Source organism: Geminocystis herdmanii PCC 6308 (assembly GCF_000332235.1).
GTDB classification, from domain to species: domain Bacteria; phylum Cyanobacteriota; class Cyanobacteriia; order Cyanobacteriales; family Cyanobacteriaceae; genus Geminocystis; species Geminocystis herdmanii.
Genome location: NZ_CM001775.1, coordinates 1,924,840 through 1,941,467, shown reverse-complemented (window position 1 = coordinate 1,941,467; position 16,628 = coordinate 1,924,840). Strand labels below are relative to the sequence as shown.

Below are 16,628 nucleotides of genomic sequence, written 5' to 3'. Positions count from 1 at the left end.
AAATGTTAATTAGACATCTCCAGAAAAGATTTTTTATTGGTTTGTAGTAAGGGTTTCAACCCTTGTTTTGGCAATTAAGGTCAAAGTCTATTAAAAATCGTGATATTTTTTATGAAAATTGAACTCTTAAAATAGAATTTTACTTCTTACTCCTTACTCTTTACTCCTTACTCCTTACTTTTTACTCCTTACTCACTTATTACTTATTACCTATTACTTACTATTTATCTGCGCCAAGAGACTTTCGGTAAAATTTGCTCCATATCCACTCTACCTTGATATTTTTGTGCAAAGTTTAATAAAGAATCGAGGAGAGAATCAGAGAGATAATGAGGTTGTAAACCTAAATCTAATAAGTTGGTGTTTTTAGCGTTAAAATAGTGTTTTTCTAACTCAACTCGTGGATTTTCAATGTTGTTAACTTCCACTTTTAAACCTACAGTTGCCCCCGCTTTTTGTACCATATTCGCTAAGTCATTGATACTAAATAATTCGGTGAATTGGTTAAACACTCGGAATTTTCCAGCTTCAGCAGGATTGGCGATCGCAAGTTCCATACAGCGTACAGTATCACGAATATCAAGAAAAGCGCGAGTTTGCCCACCACTACCATACACCGTTAAAGGATGTTCGATCGCAGCTTGAATACAAAAACGATTCAAAGCCGTACCAAACACACCATCATAGTCAAGACGGTTAATGAGTAACTCATCCATGCCAGTTTCTTCCGTTAAGACACCATAAACAACCCCTTGGTTTAAATCGGTGGCACGAATACCCCATACTTTACAGGCAAAATGGATATTGTGGCTATCATGAACTTTACTTAAATGATAGAAGCTACCCGGTTGTTTAGGATAAGGTAAAACATCTTTGCGCCCGTTATGCTCAATTTCGATATAACCTTCTTCAATATCAATATTCGGTGTGCCATATTCTCCCATTGTACCCAACTTGACGAGGTGAGAATCGGGAAATTCCTCTTTTATAGCATAGAGAATGTTTAATGTACCTACTACATTATTCACTTGAGTAAATACAGCGTGTTCTCGATCGATCATTGAATAGGGTGCGCTACGTTGCTCTCCAAAGTGTACGATCGACTCAGGTTCAAATTGACGAAAGGCTTTAATTAAAAAATCATAATTAGTAATATCACCAATAAATAGTTCAATTTTTTTACCTGTCAACTCATACCAACGCTGAATCCGTTGTTGAATAGAGGCAATAGGAGTTAAAGTGCCTACCCCTAACTTGTCATCCCAATGACGACGACCTAAACTATCAAGAATAGCTACATCATAACCTTTATTTGATAAATGGAGCGCCGTTGCCCAACCGCAATAACCGTCTCCGCCTATTACTAATGCTTTCATTTTTACTATTTTTAATTAATATCAATATTTAGGTTAATTTACCAATTATTGGCACACAAAAGATCAACAAAATCTTTTTTTTCTGAGTTTCTTCTTCACCGTGAGTCATTATGGAAGTTCGATCGGCTAAAACTACTATAATAAAAAAATCTCCTTGAGCCTATTGTCAATTGTTTTATGTATCAATTATCGTTAAATTTAGAACAAATATTACAGCTAGTTAAACAATTACCTGAAAACGAAAAAATTAGGTTAAATCGTGAATTAGAGCAAGATATACAAAATCAAAAACAAGATCAACAATTAACTACCGTTTATACGAAGATGTCAGAAGCATCATTCCATCAAATTTGGGATAATCCAGAGGATGCAGATTATGACAATTTATAGTTTTAGTGATGTACTTCTTCTTCCTTTTCCCTTTAGTAATCAAATTTCTACAAAAAAAAGACCAAGTGTTGTTATTAGCTCTAATAGTTATAATCAATACAAGCCTGATATAATTATTATTGGTATTACCAGTCAAACAAACACTCCCTTAACCGAAAACGAATTATCTATCATCAAATTTAGTGAAGCAGGTTTATTAAAACCATCGATAATAAAACCAGTTATTGCAACCATTGATAAAAATTTAGTCATAAAAAAACTAGGACAATTACAAAAAGAAGATGCTCATAATTTACACCATTTAATGGCAAGAATTTTAGGATAGATTGATACCTCGCCATGAAAGTTTTTTTGTCATTGCGAGGTAACGAAGCAATCTCTTATTTGAGAGAAAGCAATGTAGCTGTATCTAATCTTGCACCGAAATTTGTCACCAACTTAGCAGAGGCTAAAGAAGCTAGTTTTCCTGCTTTTTCCCATCCTAAGCCGTTGGTAATGCCATATAACAAACATCCAGCATACATATCTCCTGCTCCCACTGTATCTATAGCTGTCACGGGATAGGGTTCGATTTCGATGATTTTCTCTCCGTCAAAAATTAATGAGCCTTGTTTTCCCCTAGTAATAGTAAAGGTTTTCGCTAAAGTTTTGAGATAAGAGATTGCGATCGAAATATCCGTTGTATTCGCCATTTTCAAGGCTTCACTTTCATTAGAAAACAATAAATCAACACCATCACCGATAATTTCGGTTATGCCTTCTCTAAAAAAGTCCACCATGTTAGGATCAGATAAAGAAAAAGAAACTTTTACTCCTGCTTTTTCTGCGATACTTTTGGCTAAAATCGCTGTTTGTTTAGCGACGGGGGAAGAAACGAGATAACCCTCAATATAGATGTATTCGGAATCTTTTAACGCTGATTCGTTTAACTCTTGGGGAGTTAAATCTCCTGTAATTCCTAGAAATGTATTCATAGTTCGATCGGCATCGGGAGTAACCAAGACTAAACATTTACCCGTGATACCGTCAGGAAGGGTATCGGGAGTTAAATTAGTATCTAAACCACAATCAATTAAATCTTGAAGATAAAACAATCCAGCGTCATCATGGGCAACTTTACAGGAATAAAAACCCTTTCCCCCTAGTTGACTAATCGCTACCATTGTATTTGCCGCCGAACCTCCAGAACATTTTTTCCAAGGGGGCGGTAAATGCTCAATCACTTTATTTTGTTTGGTTTCATCCATTAATGTCATTACACCTTTATCGATCGAAAGATGTTGCAACATTTCTGATGTTACTTTAAACTCCATATCCACTAAAGCGTTACCAATACCATATACGTTATATTTTTTAGTCATATTCACCGATAAATTTTAATCATTACCAAATTTAATGATAAGTTAATTTATGAATAAAATTATTCACATTCAATAATTTTACTTTTGCAGAAAATACTTATAACTAGCTTGTAAAGATTAACGGTTGTTCAACTTCTATAGAGTTTTAACCTTAATTTTCTCAATTTTTTGATAAGTTTTCTCTCAATATATTTATTAATAAAAAAATGACTAAAGAAAATTCAATTAAAGTGGCGATCGCAGGAACTGGTTTTGGTAAACAGATTCATTTACCCGCTTTTCAAATTCATCCTCGTACAGAAGTAACCGCTATTTATCATAGAGATTTAAACAAAGCTCGATCGATCGCTCAAGAGTATAATATTCCCTATGCCATGGACAATTTTGATGATATTTGTTCATCTCCTAATGTGGACGTAGTTAGTATTTCTACACCACCTTTTTTACACTATAACATGGGAAAAACTGCCCTTGAAAATAATAAACATATCTTATTAGAAAAACCCCTAAATCTTAATAGTAATGAGACTAAAAAATTATGGCAATTAGCTCAAGAAAAAAAAAGAATTGCAGTAGCAGATTTTGAATTTAGATTTATCCCAGCATGGCAATTATTAAAGGAATATTTAGAGCAAGATTTTGTCGGGAAAACTCGTTTAATTAAAATAGATTGGTTAGTAACTTCTCGTGCTAATCCTCAACGCCCATGGAATTGGTATTCTGTCAAAGAAAAAGGCGGAGGTGCATTAGGTGCGATCGGTTCCCATGTTTTCGACTATATTAACTGGTTATTCGGGGAAGTAGCCACCATTAGAGCCCACTTAAGTTGTTCGATCGAGGAACGCCCCGATCCCTTATCTAACAACGCACTGAAGCCAGTCACGGCTGATGATACTTGTTTGATTACCCTAGAATTAAAAAATGGTACACCAGTACAAATTAACTTAAGTTCTGTCACCTATCAAGGGCGAGGGCATTGGTTAGAAATCTATGGAGAGAAAGGCACTCTAGTATTAGGAAGCAGTAACTTAAAAGATTATGTACATGGTTTCAAATTATTTGCTTCCAACGGTGATAAACCCTTAACGGAGGTGGAAATTCCCAAAAGATTGGCTTTTCCTCAAATCTATACTGACGGGAGATTAGCACCTTTTATCAGAGTAGTCGATCGACTGGTGGATAATATTGATCATAATATTAATAATTCACCCTCTTTAAAAGAAGGATTTTATTCACAATTACTGATGGATTTAACCCATCAATCCCACATCGAAAAACGTAGTTTAGTTGTTAATGAGAATGCTTAGACTCTCAAATTATTTTGTCCGCCCCTAAATCCTCAATCCCCCAATCCCCCAAAGTTGGGGGCAAGGGGGCTTAATCAAGCAGTATTGCACTGGTTATTCTGTTGAACTGAGGTAAGATTAAGTTAAGATATATTAAGAAATATCAACATTAATAACTCCTGTCAGCCATGCTTGATTTAGAACATATAACCTCCCCTTCTGTGGTAGAAAATAATGAAATAGCTTCTTCTCGCCTTCAACCTTCGATGATGGAAGATACTTTTAAGCATCGCCATCTCGGAGTCGATCGAACTGCGCAACAATTGATGTTAGAAACTTTAGGCTATGATAGTCTTGATAGTTTGATTGATACTGCTGTACCTGAATCTATCCGTTTACATAATCCTCTTAAATTACCCCAACCCCTTACAGAAACTCAGGCTTTAAATCAGTTAAAGTCGATCGCACAACAAAATAAGGTATATCGTTCTTATATTGGCATGGGTTATTATAACTGCATCACTCCTGCGGTTATCCAAAGAAATATCCTCGAAAACCCTAATTGGTACACCGCTTACACTCCCTATCAACCAGAAATTGCTCAAGGGCGACTAGAAGCCTTATTGAACTTTCAAACCATGATTATCGATTTGACGGGGTTAGAAATTGCCAACGCTTCCCTGTTAGATGAAGCTACCGCCGCCGCCGAAGCCATGACAATGAGTTATGGAGTGACTAAGCATAAGTCACATCACTTTTTTGTCGATGTTAACTGTCATCCTCAGACGATCGAAGTTATTAAAACTAGGGCAAAATATTTAGATATTGAGCTTATTATTGACAATCCCCAGACTTTTGACTTTAATACTCCCATTTTTGGAGCTTTATTTCAATATCCAGCCTCCGACGGCACAATTTACGACTATAGCAATATCATTGAGCAAATTCATCAACAAAAAGGTGTCGTTACTTTAGCCTGTGATTTATTAAGTCTTGCCTTGTTAAAATCCCCCGGTGAATTAAATGCTGACATCGCTGTGGGAAATACCCAACGTTTTGGTGTACCATTAGGTTATGGTGGACCTCATGCGGCCTTTTTTGCTACTAAAGATGAGTATAAAAGACAAGTGCCGGGGCGCATTGTTGGTATTTCTAAAGATGTCCATGGTAATCCCGCTTTGAGACTGGCTTTACAAACAAGAGAGCAACATATCCGTAGGGATAAAGCAACCAGTAATATCTGTACTGCTCAAGTTTTGTTAGCTGTCATTGCTTCAGCCTATGCGGTTTATCATGGAGAAGAAGGCATTAAAAATATTGCTTTAAGAGTTCATAAATTAACAAAAATTCTCGCTCAAAGTTTAGCTGAAAAAGGTTATAAAATCAAATCTCAACACTTTTTTGACACTATTACTATTGAAATCGATGATTTAGATAGAGTTCGATCGAACGCTGAAGCAAAATTAATTAACTTTCGTTATAATGAAACATCAATTTCTATTAGTCTTGATGAAACGACTACCCTTGAAGATGTTAAAGAAATTTTAGCTATTTTTGCGGATAATAATTGGAAAACAAGGGCTGAAGCCCTTACTACAAACCACGAAGATAGCGTAGGTATTCCTTCTGATTTGCAACGACAAAGCCGTTATCTCACAGAAACTGTATTTAATCAGTATCACTCAGAAACGGAGTTATTACGCTATTTACACCGGCTGGAGAGTAAAGATTTGTCTCTCACTACTTCCATGATTGCCTTAGGTTCGTGTACCATGAAACTTAACGCCACTGCGGAAATGTTACCAGTTACATGGGCGGAATTTAACTCGATTCACCCCTTCGCACCCTTGTCTCAAACTCAAGGTTATCAAACTCTTTTCTCTCAACTGGAGGCATGGTTAGCAGAAATTACGGGGTTTGCTGGTATCTCTTTACAGCCTAATGCTGGTTCACAGGGAGAATATGCAGGGTTACAAGTTATTCGTAAATACCATGATAGTCGAGGAGATTTTGAAAGAAATATCTGTTTAATACCTGAATCTGCCCACGGCACAAATCCTGCTAGTGCGGTGATGTGTGGTTTAAAGGTTATCCCCGTCAAGTGTGATACCCAAGGGGATATTAACATGGAAGATTTGAAGGCAAAAGCAGAAAAATATCAAGACAAGTTAGCGGCGTTGATGGTGACTTATCCATCTACTCATGGCGTTTTTGAGGAAGGGATTAAGGATATTTGCGGTATTATCCACAGTTTTGGAGGGCAAGTGTATCTCGATGGTGCGAATATGAATGCCCAAGTTGGTTTATGTCGCCCCGGTGATTTTGGTGCTGATGTATGTCACCTAAACTTACATAAAACATTTTGTATCCCCCATGGGGGAGGCGGTCCGGGTGTAGGACCTATCGGGGTTATGGCTCATTTAGTGCCTTTTTTACCTTCTACTTCTTTGAGTGAATCCCTTAGTAAGGGGGGGAATAATGAGGAGTCGATGGGGATGGTTTCGGCTGCGCCTTGGGGAAGTGCCAGTATTTTGCCTATTTCGTGGATGTATATTGCCATGATGGGCAGTGAAGGCTTAACGGAAGCCACAAAAATCGCTATTCTTAATGCTAATTATATCGCCCATCGTCTTGCTCCCCATTATCCCATTCTATTTACAGGTAAGTCTGGTTTGGTTGCCCATGAGTGTATCATTGATGTACGCCCCTTGCGCAAAACTGCGAACATTGAGGTGGAAGATGTAGCTAAACGCTTAATCGATTATGGTTTTCATGCACCTACCATGTCTTGGCCCGTAGGTGGTACAATGATGATCGAACCTACGGAAAGTGAATCTTTAACTGAACTCGATCGATTCTGTGATGCTATGATTAGTATTCGTCAGGAAATTAGCTCGATCGAAAATGGTACTATGGATTCTGAGGATAATATGTTAAAAAATGCTCCCCATACGGCTTTTAGTTTAATGACGAGTAATTGGAATCACCCTTACAGTCGAGAAACTGCCGGTTATCCTGATGACTATAGTCAACAATATAAGTTTTGGGCTACAGTCGGGCGTATTGATAATGCCTATGGCGATCGAAATTTAGTATGTTCTTGTGTAGGAATGGAAAACTATAAATAGGAGCTTTTAACTGTTAACTAATAGTTTATTATAGTTGTTTATACCTACTCACGGGATAAAGGTTGACATTTTTTTAAAATATGTTAGCTTTTAATGAAGTCGATAACCAAGACTGTTAAAACTATTTAATTTAAAGATTAAATTAAATAAAAATTAGTTATTATTCAAGATTAATCAATTAATTAGAATAATAAAAGTAGGGTGGGTTACACCCGAATCAACACTTGTGGACAGTATCAAGCCGACTTGACTGGTAGAAGCAAGAAGTAAACGTCATAGGTAACTATGAGTAAGTTTTATATAACAGATGATGAAAAAGTCTTTTGATGAAGGTAGGAGACAGGAGATAGGAGAAATACTGAAACATCAAGGTTTTGATGCTGTTAATAGATAAAGTAAATATATTTGTAACTTTAAAAATAAGGTTAAAAGTGTTGAATTTTTGAATAAAAATCCTTAAAACTGAGCACTTTACCGTTACACCTAAAACCTAACATCTCTTTTCATCTCAAGACTTTTTCAGCAAACCCTAATTATTCTGAATTTGCCTAACAACGGTTAAAGCCGAATAACTAACTCCTGCCGTGCCTTCTCCCGGATGGGTTGAATCTCCCACTAACCAGAGATTTTGTAAGGGGGTGCGAGTAGCGAAGCCAAAGGGACCAAATGTACTGATTCTTTGCCCAATACCCCCCACAATACCTTTTTCCCTTGCGGTATATTTATAGAAAGTCACAGGGGTTGCGATTTCCTGATGAATAATTGTCTCAGGAGTAAGGTTAAAATATTCTTTCAGTCGATCGAGCGTCTTATTAGTATAATCTTGTTTTAGTGCCTCATAGTCTTCAAGGGGAATATTCCACCAACGGTTAATATCGGTAAAAGAAGAAGCGATAATCGTAGCTTTGCCTTCGGGCGCTCTGCCGTCTCCTTGTTTACTTACTGATACAAATAAAGAATTTATTTCTCCAATTTCTTTGTCATAGTCGTACAAAAATTGTAGATGAGGAGGGCAATTATCAGGGATTGCAGTTCGATCGACCCCTAAATATATCACAAAAGCCCCCGAAGCAGGAGGTAATTTTTCTACCCGTTGACTATAAGTCACAGGGATATTTTCTGTCATGGTGGCAAGGTTATTCACCGTTAAATTTCCTACCACATGATGAGCTTTTTGTCGAGTAATTTCTCCCGTTTTCAAGTTTTTCACAGTCACTCCCGTTACTTTTCCATTGTCAGTGTGGATTTTTTGCACTAAATGTCTCATATATAATTTACCGCCATCCCTTTTTAATCCTTCCACCAGTCGATCGCTCAATACCTGCATACTGCCATCGAGATGGTATAATCCTTGAGGGGATTGAGACACCGATAAAGCCGTCGCCGCATAAAGTAAAGCCGTTTCTTCCGTATCCACTTGGGAATATAACTTTAACTGCATATCAAGAAAAGTTTTTAAGCGCCTATCCTTACTTAAACCGAATAATCTCAAAGCATCCGCTACCGTCATCAAAGTAAAAGGCACAGTCACGAAGGTATCTAACCGCAAGGCTTGAATTAATTGCCCTAAATCCCAGAGGTTACGAGGTGGTAAAATAGGGTCACGACTCTGAAAACGCCAACTAGCCTCGAAAAGTTTCTGAAATAATGCCCAAAAATTCTTACTATTTGGAAACTGTCTTTCCCTTTCTAAACGCCATTTTTCAGGATTTCGCCACACCATTATCGGTTGTTTCTCTTGGGGTAAAAATACCGCACAAGCAGGATCACACTCTGTCGCTGATAGTATATCAAGCTGGAGATATTGGAAAATGCGATGATGAATACCTCCCTCCTCTAATCCTGCCACTTGGGTTGCGCCCACATCAAAAGTAAAGCCTTTACGTTGAAAAGTGGAAGCACATCCTCCCGGTACGATCGCCTGATCATATATGGTAACATCGTAACCATCATGGGCTAATAATGCCCCCGTTGTCAAACCACCAATTCCTGCACCAATAACGATAACTTCCTGTTTTTTTCCCATATATTTATCCGTTCGATCGCTTCATAAATCTTAATATATTGTAACAACGTCGAATGGATAATTGAAAATGGAGAATGGAGAATAGATAAAAAAAGTTCAATTCATTGAACGAGATATTATTAGACGTGTAATTCATTACACGACGGGTTATTGATTAACACCCTAATTTTTAATTCCTCATTATATAATTAGCTTATCATCATTAAAATAAGGAGAATATTACTATGACTCAAACAGCGATTAAACAAGAAAGCAAAGATGTCACTAATACGATGATTAATGAAGAATCGAAAGAAGTTTATATTAGCGATATTTTACAAGCAATTCAAGGAATTCCAAAGCAACATTGGCTAAACTTATTAAAAATTATTCAAGCCTTTCAATCCTCAACAAATAATGAACAAGAAATTATTTCTCAAGCAACAATATCAACTGAAAAAGAAATAGATAAAGTCGAAAAAATTAACCGAAATCAAGCAATTTTAGATTTATTAAATCGTTGGGAAAAAGAAGGTGATGTTAAAGAACAAACCGAAACTTTAAATTATTTATTAGAAGTTTTAGACTAAATATTAAACAATGAAAGTATCAAAAAATTAAAGATTATGAATAGATTAATTATTTTAGATTCTAGTATTGTGGGAATTATTACTAATCCTAAAGCAGATAATAATGAAGCTCAAAGTTGTAAAGTATGGTTTAACAATCTTGTACAAAAACAAGAAATTATTGCTCTTACTGAAATAGTTGATTATGAAGTAAGAAGAGAATTAATTCGAGCTAATAAACATAATGGAATTCAGCGATTAGATGAATTAAAAACTGTGCTTAATTATCTTCCTATAATCACAGAAGTTATGTTATTAGCAGCTCAATTATGGGCGGAAACAAGACAAAAAGGAAAACCGACTGCTGACTCAAAGTCTCTTGATGGAGATGTAATTTTAGCGAGTCAAGCTAAACTAGAAGAATTAAACGGAAATACAGTAATTATTGCCACTAGAAATGTTAAACATTTATCTCTTTTTGTGGATGCTAGAGAATGGCAAAATATTTCTTAAAAAAGTTTTTAATGATAGATATTAAAGTAAATAAAAGATTCTATTTATCAGAAAAATAATTAAGTTAATTTTAGAATTAAACTTTTTTAATATATTAAAATTTTTAGATATGATTTTTGATTAATTCCTCATTCTCTTGTCAATAATCCTAGATAACACAATGAAATTAGCAGAACCAATTTATACTTATAATATTGTTAATCCTATCCCTTCGATTCAATGGGTAGAAGTCTTAGTAGATTGTGCCTATAGTGAAGGATTATATACCTATAAAGTTAAACCTGATACGGTTGTTAAAGTGGGTGATATAGTTAGTATTCCCTTCGGCAGTTCGATCGTGGGGGGAATTGTGTTAAAGTTACTTAGTCAACCTCCAGAGAATCTTTCGATCGAGCAGATAAAAGAGATAGATGATATTATTACAACGGGGTTTTTTCCTCCTCACTACTGGGAGTTATTACAGTTAACCGCCGAATATTATTTAACAGATTTAATCAACGTCGTCAGAGTTGCCTTACCTCCCAAGTTATTAGGTAAATCTCAAAGACGAGTGAAACTTATAATCGACAATCTTCCTGAAACCCTAGAGGATGATTGTAGCGTCAGTCAATGGCAAGTCATCAAACTGCTAAAACAAAGCACAGCAAAAGACTATAGTTATAAATTTATTACTCAGAAAGTTAAAAACGCTAGACAGGCAATCAAAACCTTAGTTAAACGGCAATGGTTAGAAATTTATTTACAGCCTCCCTCCAACGCAAAGCCAAAATTAACCAAAATTGTCACCTTTCTTGGGGAAAATGAAGATACTTCCCTCACTCAAAAACAAAAGGATGTCTTAACTATCCTCAAAAATAATCACGGAGAATTACCCCTCAATCAATTAGCCAAACTAGCTCAATTAAATAGTAACTCGATCGTGCAAACCCTTGCCAAAAAAGGTTGTGTTATCATCCAAGAAAGAGAAACCCTGCGCTTATTACAAGATTCTTCTCCCGAAAAAGATAAGCCCAAAAACTTGACAAAAGAGCAAACTCGTGCATTGGAAATCATCACCAGTTTAAAATCTTACTCCACAGTATTATTGCATGGAGTCACAGGTTCAGGTAAAACAGAAGTATATTTACAATCGATCGAACCCATTTTACAACAAAAGAAGTCAGCCTTAGTATTAGTACCAGAAATCGGCTTAACACCGCAACTCACCGACAGATTTAGGGCAAGATTTGGGGATAAAGTGTGCGTATATCACAGCGCCTTGAGTGACGGAGAAAGATACGACACATGGCGACAGATGTTAACAGGAGAATCCCAAGTCATTATCGGCACAAGAAGCGCCGTATTTGCACCCTTACCGAATATAGGAATGATCATCTTAGATGAAGAACATGATACCAGTTTCAAACAACATCAACCCATTCCCACCTATCATGCCGTCAAAATCGCCGAATATCGAGCAAAATTAGTCAACTGCCCCTTAATACTAGGCTCTGCTACTCCTTCCCTCGAATCTTGGCGACAAGCTACCGAAACCGACAAGATGCCTATTCTACCTTCTGACACTTCTCTTACTCCCCCCTTATTAAGGGGGGCTGGGGGGGATCATTTTCCTCTAAAATCAGAGATAAACTCGAATAACTACTATATATCCCTACCTAATCGCATCCAAAATCGCCCCATGCCTCCAGTGGAAATAGTAGATATGCGCCAAGAATTAAGAAAAGGCAATCGCAGTATTTTTAGTTATAGTCTCAGGGATGCGTTAAATAACCTCAAAAAAGAAGGCAAACAAGCTATTTTATTTATCTCTCGGCGAGGACATAGCACTTTTGTTTCTTGTCGTAGCTGTGGTTATGTTATGGAATGCCCCCATTGTGATGTCTCCTTATCCTATCACTATACCCATGAGGGAGCAACGGAATTATTGAGATGTCACTATTGCAATCATACGGAATTGCATCCGAAAAAATGCCCTCAATGTTTTTCTCCCTATCTCAAATTCTTTGGTACTGGCACTCAAAAAGTGTTGCTAGAATTAGAAAAAGAGTTTCCTGAGTTAAAAATTTTACGGTTTGATAGCGATACCACTAGCACAAAAAATGCCCATCGTCGCATTTTAGAAGATTTTGGAGCAGGAAAAGCTGACGTGTTAATTGGTACACAAATGTTAACTAAAGGTATCGACTTAGCGCAAGTTACCCTTGTTGGGGTGGTTTCTGCTGATGGTTTACTATTCCATTCTGATTATAGAGCTAGTGAGAGGGCTTTTCAAACTTTAACCCAAGTGGCAGGGCGCGCAGGTAGGGGTGATGACGCAGGAAAGGTAATTATTCAAACTTACTCACCCGAACATCCTGTCATTCATGCCGTGCAAAATCATGATTATTTAGCTTTTTGTCGCAAGGAATTGCCGGAAAGAGAAAGTTTAGACTATCCCCCCTATGGTAATTTAATTTTACTGCGTTTTAGTGGTGTTGACGGCGATCGAGTTAGAGAATCGGCGGATACTGTGGGGGATATGTGTGCTAATTTATTACCCGATTCGATCGAGATTTTAGGACCTGCTCCTGCTAATATTATGAGAGTAGCAAATCGTTATCGTTGGCAAATTTTGCTTAAATCTGCTGATACTTTTACCCCAGAAATGAAGCAAGTTTTATTAACATTAAAACAATACTGTCATCCCTCAGTTTCGATCGTGCTTGATGCTGATCCTTTAAGAATAGAGTAAAAATGTCTGTTTGTTAATTGTTAATTGTTAATCGTTAGACTCTGCCTCGTAGCATCATTGCCATTTCATTACGGGTAGGTGATCTTTCTAAGGCAGTTTCTTCGGTAATTCTTCCATCTTGATAGAGATTAAACAAGGATTTATTCATGGTCATCATACCGTCAAATTCTCCATCAGTCATCAACATTCCAATTTCTTCATATTTATTGGCTAGAATGTAATCTTTGACGGTTTCTGTGTTGATGAGAATATCATGATAGGCGGCTCGTTTTCCATCCGTAGTACGACACAATCCTTGAGCAATGACTGCCACTAAAGATTCTGCTAAAGCCGATCGAATGGCGGTTTGTTCTTCAGCGGTGTAGAGGGTAAAAATACGTTCCAGAGTTTTAATGGCGCTGTTAGTGTGTAATGTTCCCATAACCAAGTGACCTGTTTGAGCGGCTTTAAGGGCAGTGTTTACAGTAGATTTGTCTCGCATTTCACCTACAAGAATAATATCTGGGTCTTCCCGTAGAGCTGCTTTGAGGGCGTTATCAAACTTGAGGGTATTCATACCTACTTCTCTTTGTTTAATTAACGCACGGCGACTTTTATGGACAAATTCCACAGGGTCTTCGATCGTAATAATATGTTTAGGTTGTTCACTATTAATATGGTCAATCATGGCGGCTAAAGTAGTAGATTTACCCGAACCAGTAGGACCTGTAATTAAAATTAATCCTTTATGGGCATCACAAACATCTCTGAAAATAGGAGGAAGTCGTAACTGTTCCATACTTAAAATTTTCAACGGAATCAATCGCAAAACTAAAGCAGGTCCATTTAAAGCATCAAAAACGTTAATCCGAACCCTTGCAAACTCATATTGAGTAGCACCGTCAAACTCTAATTCTTTTTTGAATTTTTGGATTTCTTCTTCTCGCATAATTTCTCGTAACCAACTCATGAAGGTATTGAGATCAATTTCGGGATATTGATCTAAAACGATCATCTCACCTCGATCGCGCATACGAGGTAATTCACCCACGCCTAAATGAACATCAGAGTAATCATTATCATAGGCAAATTTAACTAAATCACTAAGGGGGGGTTGTCCGGGGGCTCGACTAGGACCGATGGGACGAATACCACCTTGAGGACCAGTTCTTAAAGGAGGAACTCCGGGGGAGGTCGATCGAGCCACGGGAGGACGATCCATTGATGTACCACGACGCACATCGGTTTCTCCCGGTTTCCCTTTGGAAGTTAGAGGGGGGGGAGTCAAAGTTCGTTTTCCTCCTAATGGTGAGGTAGGAGGTGCTTTAGAGCTAAGAGGAGGAGGAGTTAAAGGGGGACGTTTTCCAAGGGGAGGTACACCTACCTCTAAATTAATTTGAGTAGCGCCTTCAGGTTCAAATTCGTCATCGTCATCATCATCAAAATTAGGTAAATCAAAACCTTGGGAGGGAATCTTATTTTTAAGAGGAGGAATATTGCCTTTTGGTAGAGGGGGAAAAGGACTATTAGTGCTAACTCTGGTGCTTTCATCCATATCCGTCGTTCCTTGGGGTTTAGTTTGAGGAATTAAAGGAGGTACAGGTAAAGGTTGTTTTTTCTGTCTTTCGGAAGATTGGGTCATAACTATTTTCTCTTATTCAAAAGATGTTATTCTTATTGTACTTTCAGAAAGGGAATAATTTAATCTGGATGAAGATAGGAACACTTTGACTACCTTAGAGCAAGTAGGGAATAGCCATTTTCACTATTTCGTTAAAGAAAAATTAAACCGCTACGGGGTGCTAAGGTGAGATGTAAAGTTTGGTTTTTTTCACTATTATTCAGTAAAAATGAGCCTTTACCAAAGAGAATTTGTTGGGGGGTTCGATCGAACTCTAAGGTAACTTCTTGAGGTTGAATATCGGTATTAATAGCGACTATAAGTGTTTCATCATCTAGGGTTCGACTAAAGATATAAATATCTTCTCGCGCTAATAACACCTGATATTTTCCTCGTCTTAAAGCAGGATATTGATGTCTTAATTGAATTAACTTTTTATGGTAACTTAATAAGTCTTGATTCCATGATTTTGCGTCAGGAAAACTACGTCTTGAATCTGGGTCTAAACCACCCTCTAAACCTATTTCATCTCCATAATAAATACTAGGCGCACCGGGGAAAGTTAACAATAGCAAGGTACATAATTCTACGGTTTTAATGTCTCCTCCTGCAATGGTTAATAGCCTAGCAGTGTCGTGACTAGCTAATAAATTGAGTTGAGTTAAGGTGATTTCCCAGTCATATAAGTTGAGTAATTCTTCAATTTTTGTTTGATATTCTTGTGCTTTAATGGCAGGATAGGGGTAATAGGGAGGTATCTCAACATATTCTCTCAAAATTCGATCGCCCCCACAAAATGCCATGGTAGGCGCAGTGAAAAGATAGTTCATTACACCGTCAAACTGACTACCATCTAACCATTGTCGGGCATCAACCCAAATTTCCCCCACAATATAAGCAGAAGGATTAATGGCTTTTACCCTTGTGCGAAACTCCTGCCAAAAACCTGCTTCGGTAACTTCATTAGGTACATCTAAACGCCATCCATCAATACCTTGATTAAGCCAATATTCCGCTACCTGCATGATATATTCTTTAACTTGAGGATTACTATGATTGAATTGCGGTAAAGCACGATTATTCACCCAACTGACATAATTAGCAGGATACGAACCATCATAGGCAGATAAAGGCCAACCTTGAATTTTAAACCAGTCTAACCAAGGAGAATGAGTACCATTTTCTAAAATATCATTGAAGAAGAAAAAGCCCCTACCCACATGGTTAAAAACTCCGTCTAAGATGACTTTAATATCTCGTTTATGGGCTTGTTTCAAGAATTGGAAAAAAGCATCATTACCACCTAAAAGGGGATCAATTTGGTAATAATCATGGGTATGATAACGATGGTTACAGGTGGATTGAAAAACGGGAGTAAAGTAAATGGCATTGATACCTAAATCTTGTAAATAATCTAATTTATCGATGATTCCCCAGAAATTTCCGCCTTTATATTTCTGGAGATTAGGCAAACTTTCCCATAATTCTAAGTTCGATGGTTGCCAATAATTGGGATAGTTTTTTGGTGGTTTTCCTAGGGCAAATCGATCGGGAAATATCTGATAAAAAATAGCATCTTTAACCCAATTTGGTGTTTGAATATTCATTTTATTTGTTGATAGTGAGGGTTAAAACCCTTATTATATTGAATATGATTGATGTCTAATTT

12 protein-coding genes are annotated in these 16,628 nt (G+C 37.1%); 7 read left to right on the top strand and 5 right to left on the bottom strand.

The features are described 5' to 3' along the window. Positions 1–224: 224 nt before the first annotated feature. On the bottom strand, positions 225–1,376 hold the full coding sequence (locus SYN6308_RS09740) for an NAD-dependent epimerase/dehydratase family protein (protein WP_017294253.1): 1,152 nt from the start codon (positions 1,374–1,376) through the stop codon (positions 225–227). Between the two features lie 177 nt (positions 1,377–1,553). On the opposite strand from SYN6308_RS09740, the gene SYN6308_RS09735 reads away from it, so the two are divergent. Further along, a complete protein-coding gene (locus SYN6308_RS09735) occupies positions 1,554–1,766 on the top strand; it encodes a hypothetical protein (protein WP_017294252.1) in 213 nt (70 codons plus the stop codon). After that, entirely contained in the window at positions 1,753–2,091 is a 339-nt protein-coding gene (locus tag SYN6308_RS09730; protein ID WP_017294251.1) for a type II toxin-antitoxin system PemK/MazF family toxin, read from the top strand. The genes SYN6308_RS09735 and SYN6308_RS09730 overlap by 14 nt, the downstream gene beginning before the upstream one ends. A gap of 55 nt (positions 2,092–2,146) precedes the next feature. On the opposite strand, the gene SYN6308_RS09725 is transcribed toward SYN6308_RS09730, so the two are convergent. Further along, a complete protein-coding gene (locus SYN6308_RS09725; protein ID WP_017294250.1) occupies positions 2,147–3,127 on the bottom strand; it encodes an adenosine kinase in 981 nt (326 codons plus the stop codon). A 206-nt stretch (positions 3,128–3,333) separates the two neighbouring features. Here SYN6308_RS09725 and SYN6308_RS09720 point away from each other — a divergent pair, with 206 nt between their 5' ends. Continuing rightward, on the top strand, positions 3,334–4,434 hold the full coding sequence (locus SYN6308_RS09720) for a Gfo/Idh/MocA family protein (RefSeq protein WP_017294249.1): 1,101 nt from the start codon (positions 3,334–3,336) through the stop codon (positions 4,432–4,434). A 167-nt stretch (positions 4,435–4,601) separates the two neighbouring features. After that, positions 4,602–7,541 carry an aminomethyl-transferring glycine dehydrogenase gene (gene gcvP / locus SYN6308_RS09715; RefSeq protein WP_017294248.1) on the top strand — a complete coding sequence of 980 codons (2,940 nt, stop codon included), beginning with the start codon at positions 4,602–4,604 and terminating at the stop codon, positions 7,539–7,541. Positions 7,542–8,070: 529 nt separating this feature from the next. Here gcvP and crtD read toward each other — a convergent pair. Beyond that, positions 8,071–9,567 (bottom strand): C-3',4' desaturase CrtD, encoded by a 1,497-nt coding sequence (crtD, locus tag SYN6308_RS09705; protein WP_017294247.1) that lies wholly within the window; start codon positions 9,565–9,567, stop codon positions 8,071–8,073. A gap of 224 nt (positions 9,568–9,791) precedes the next feature. Here crtD and SYN6308_RS09700 point away from each other — a divergent pair, with 224 nt between their 5' ends. The 3 genes from SYN6308_RS09700 to priA all read left to right on the top strand — a co-directional run bounded on the left by SYN6308_RS09700 (position 9,792) and on the right by priA (position 13,359). After that, positions 9,792–10,136, top strand: coding sequence for a hypothetical protein (locus SYN6308_RS09700; protein ID WP_017294246.1), 345 nt, complete (start codon positions 9,792–9,794; stop codon positions 10,134–10,136). 36 nt (positions 10,137–10,172) lie between these two features. Further along, entirely contained in the window at positions 10,173–10,628 is a 456-nt protein-coding gene (locus SYN6308_RS09695; RefSeq protein WP_017294245.1) for a type II toxin-antitoxin system VapC family toxin, read from the top strand. Between the two features lie 160 nt (positions 10,629–10,788). Then, on the top strand, positions 10,789–13,359 hold the full coding sequence (priA, locus tag SYN6308_RS09690; RefSeq protein WP_017294244.1) for a primosomal protein N': 2,571 nt from the start codon (positions 10,789–10,791) through the stop codon (positions 13,357–13,359). A gap of 34 nt (positions 13,360–13,393) precedes the next feature. Here the strand turns inward: priA and SYN6308_RS09685 are convergent, their stop codons facing one another. Together SYN6308_RS09685 and SYN6308_RS09680 are read right to left on the bottom strand one after the other, a co-directional pair. Continuing rightward, a complete protein-coding gene (locus tag SYN6308_RS09685) occupies positions 13,394–14,980 on the bottom strand; it encodes a type IV pilus twitching motility protein PilT (RefSeq protein WP_017294243.1) in 1,587 nt (528 codons plus the stop codon). Positions 14,981–15,111: 131 nt separating this feature from the next. Beyond that, positions 15,112–16,566 (bottom strand): glycoside hydrolase family 13 protein, encoded by a 1,455-nt coding sequence (locus SYN6308_RS09680; protein ID WP_017294242.1) that lies wholly within the window; start codon positions 16,564–16,566, stop codon positions 15,112–15,114. Positions 16,567–16,628: the final 62 nt, after the last annotated feature.

Coding starts and splice junctions, on each gene's coding strand:
- SYN6308_RS09740 (WP_017294253.1), bottom strand. CDS start 1,376: ATGAAAGCATTAGTAATAGGCGGAGACGGTTATTGCGGTTGGGCAACG.
- SYN6308_RS09735 (WP_017294252.1), top strand. CDS start 1,554: ATGTATCAATTATCGTTAAATTTAGAACAAATATTACAGCTAGTTAAA.
- SYN6308_RS09730 (WP_017294251.1), top strand. CDS start 1,753: ATGACAATTTATAGTTTTAGTGATGTACTTCTTCTTCCTTTTCCCTTT.
- SYN6308_RS09725 (WP_017294250.1), bottom strand. CDS start 3,127: ATGACTAAAAAATATAACGTATATGGTATTGGTAACGCTTTAGTGGAT.
- SYN6308_RS09720 (WP_017294249.1), top strand. CDS start 3,334: ATGACTAAAGAAAATTCAATTAAAGTGGCGATCGCAGGAACTGGTTTT.
- gcvP (WP_017294248.1), top strand. CDS start 4,602: ATGCTTGATTTAGAACATATAACCTCCCCTTCTGTGGTAGAAAATAAT.
- crtD (WP_017294247.1), bottom strand. CDS start 9,567: ATGGGAAAAAAACAGGAAGTTATCGTTATTGGTGCAGGAATTGGTGGT.
- SYN6308_RS09700 (WP_017294246.1), top strand. CDS start 9,792: ATGACTCAAACAGCGATTAAACAAGAAAGCAAAGATGTCACTAATACG.
- SYN6308_RS09695 (WP_017294245.1), top strand. CDS start 10,173: ATGAATAGATTAATTATTTTAGATTCTAGTATTGTGGGAATTATTACT.
- priA (WP_017294244.1), top strand. CDS start 10,789: ATGAAATTAGCAGAACCAATTTATACTTATAATATTGTTAATCCTATC.
- SYN6308_RS09685 (WP_017294243.1), bottom strand. CDS start 14,980: ATGACCCAATCTTCCGAAAGACAGAAAAAACAACCTTTACCTGTACCT.
- SYN6308_RS09680 (WP_017294242.1), bottom strand. CDS start 16,566: ATGAATATTCAAACACCAAATTGGGTTAAAGATGCTATTTTTTATCAG.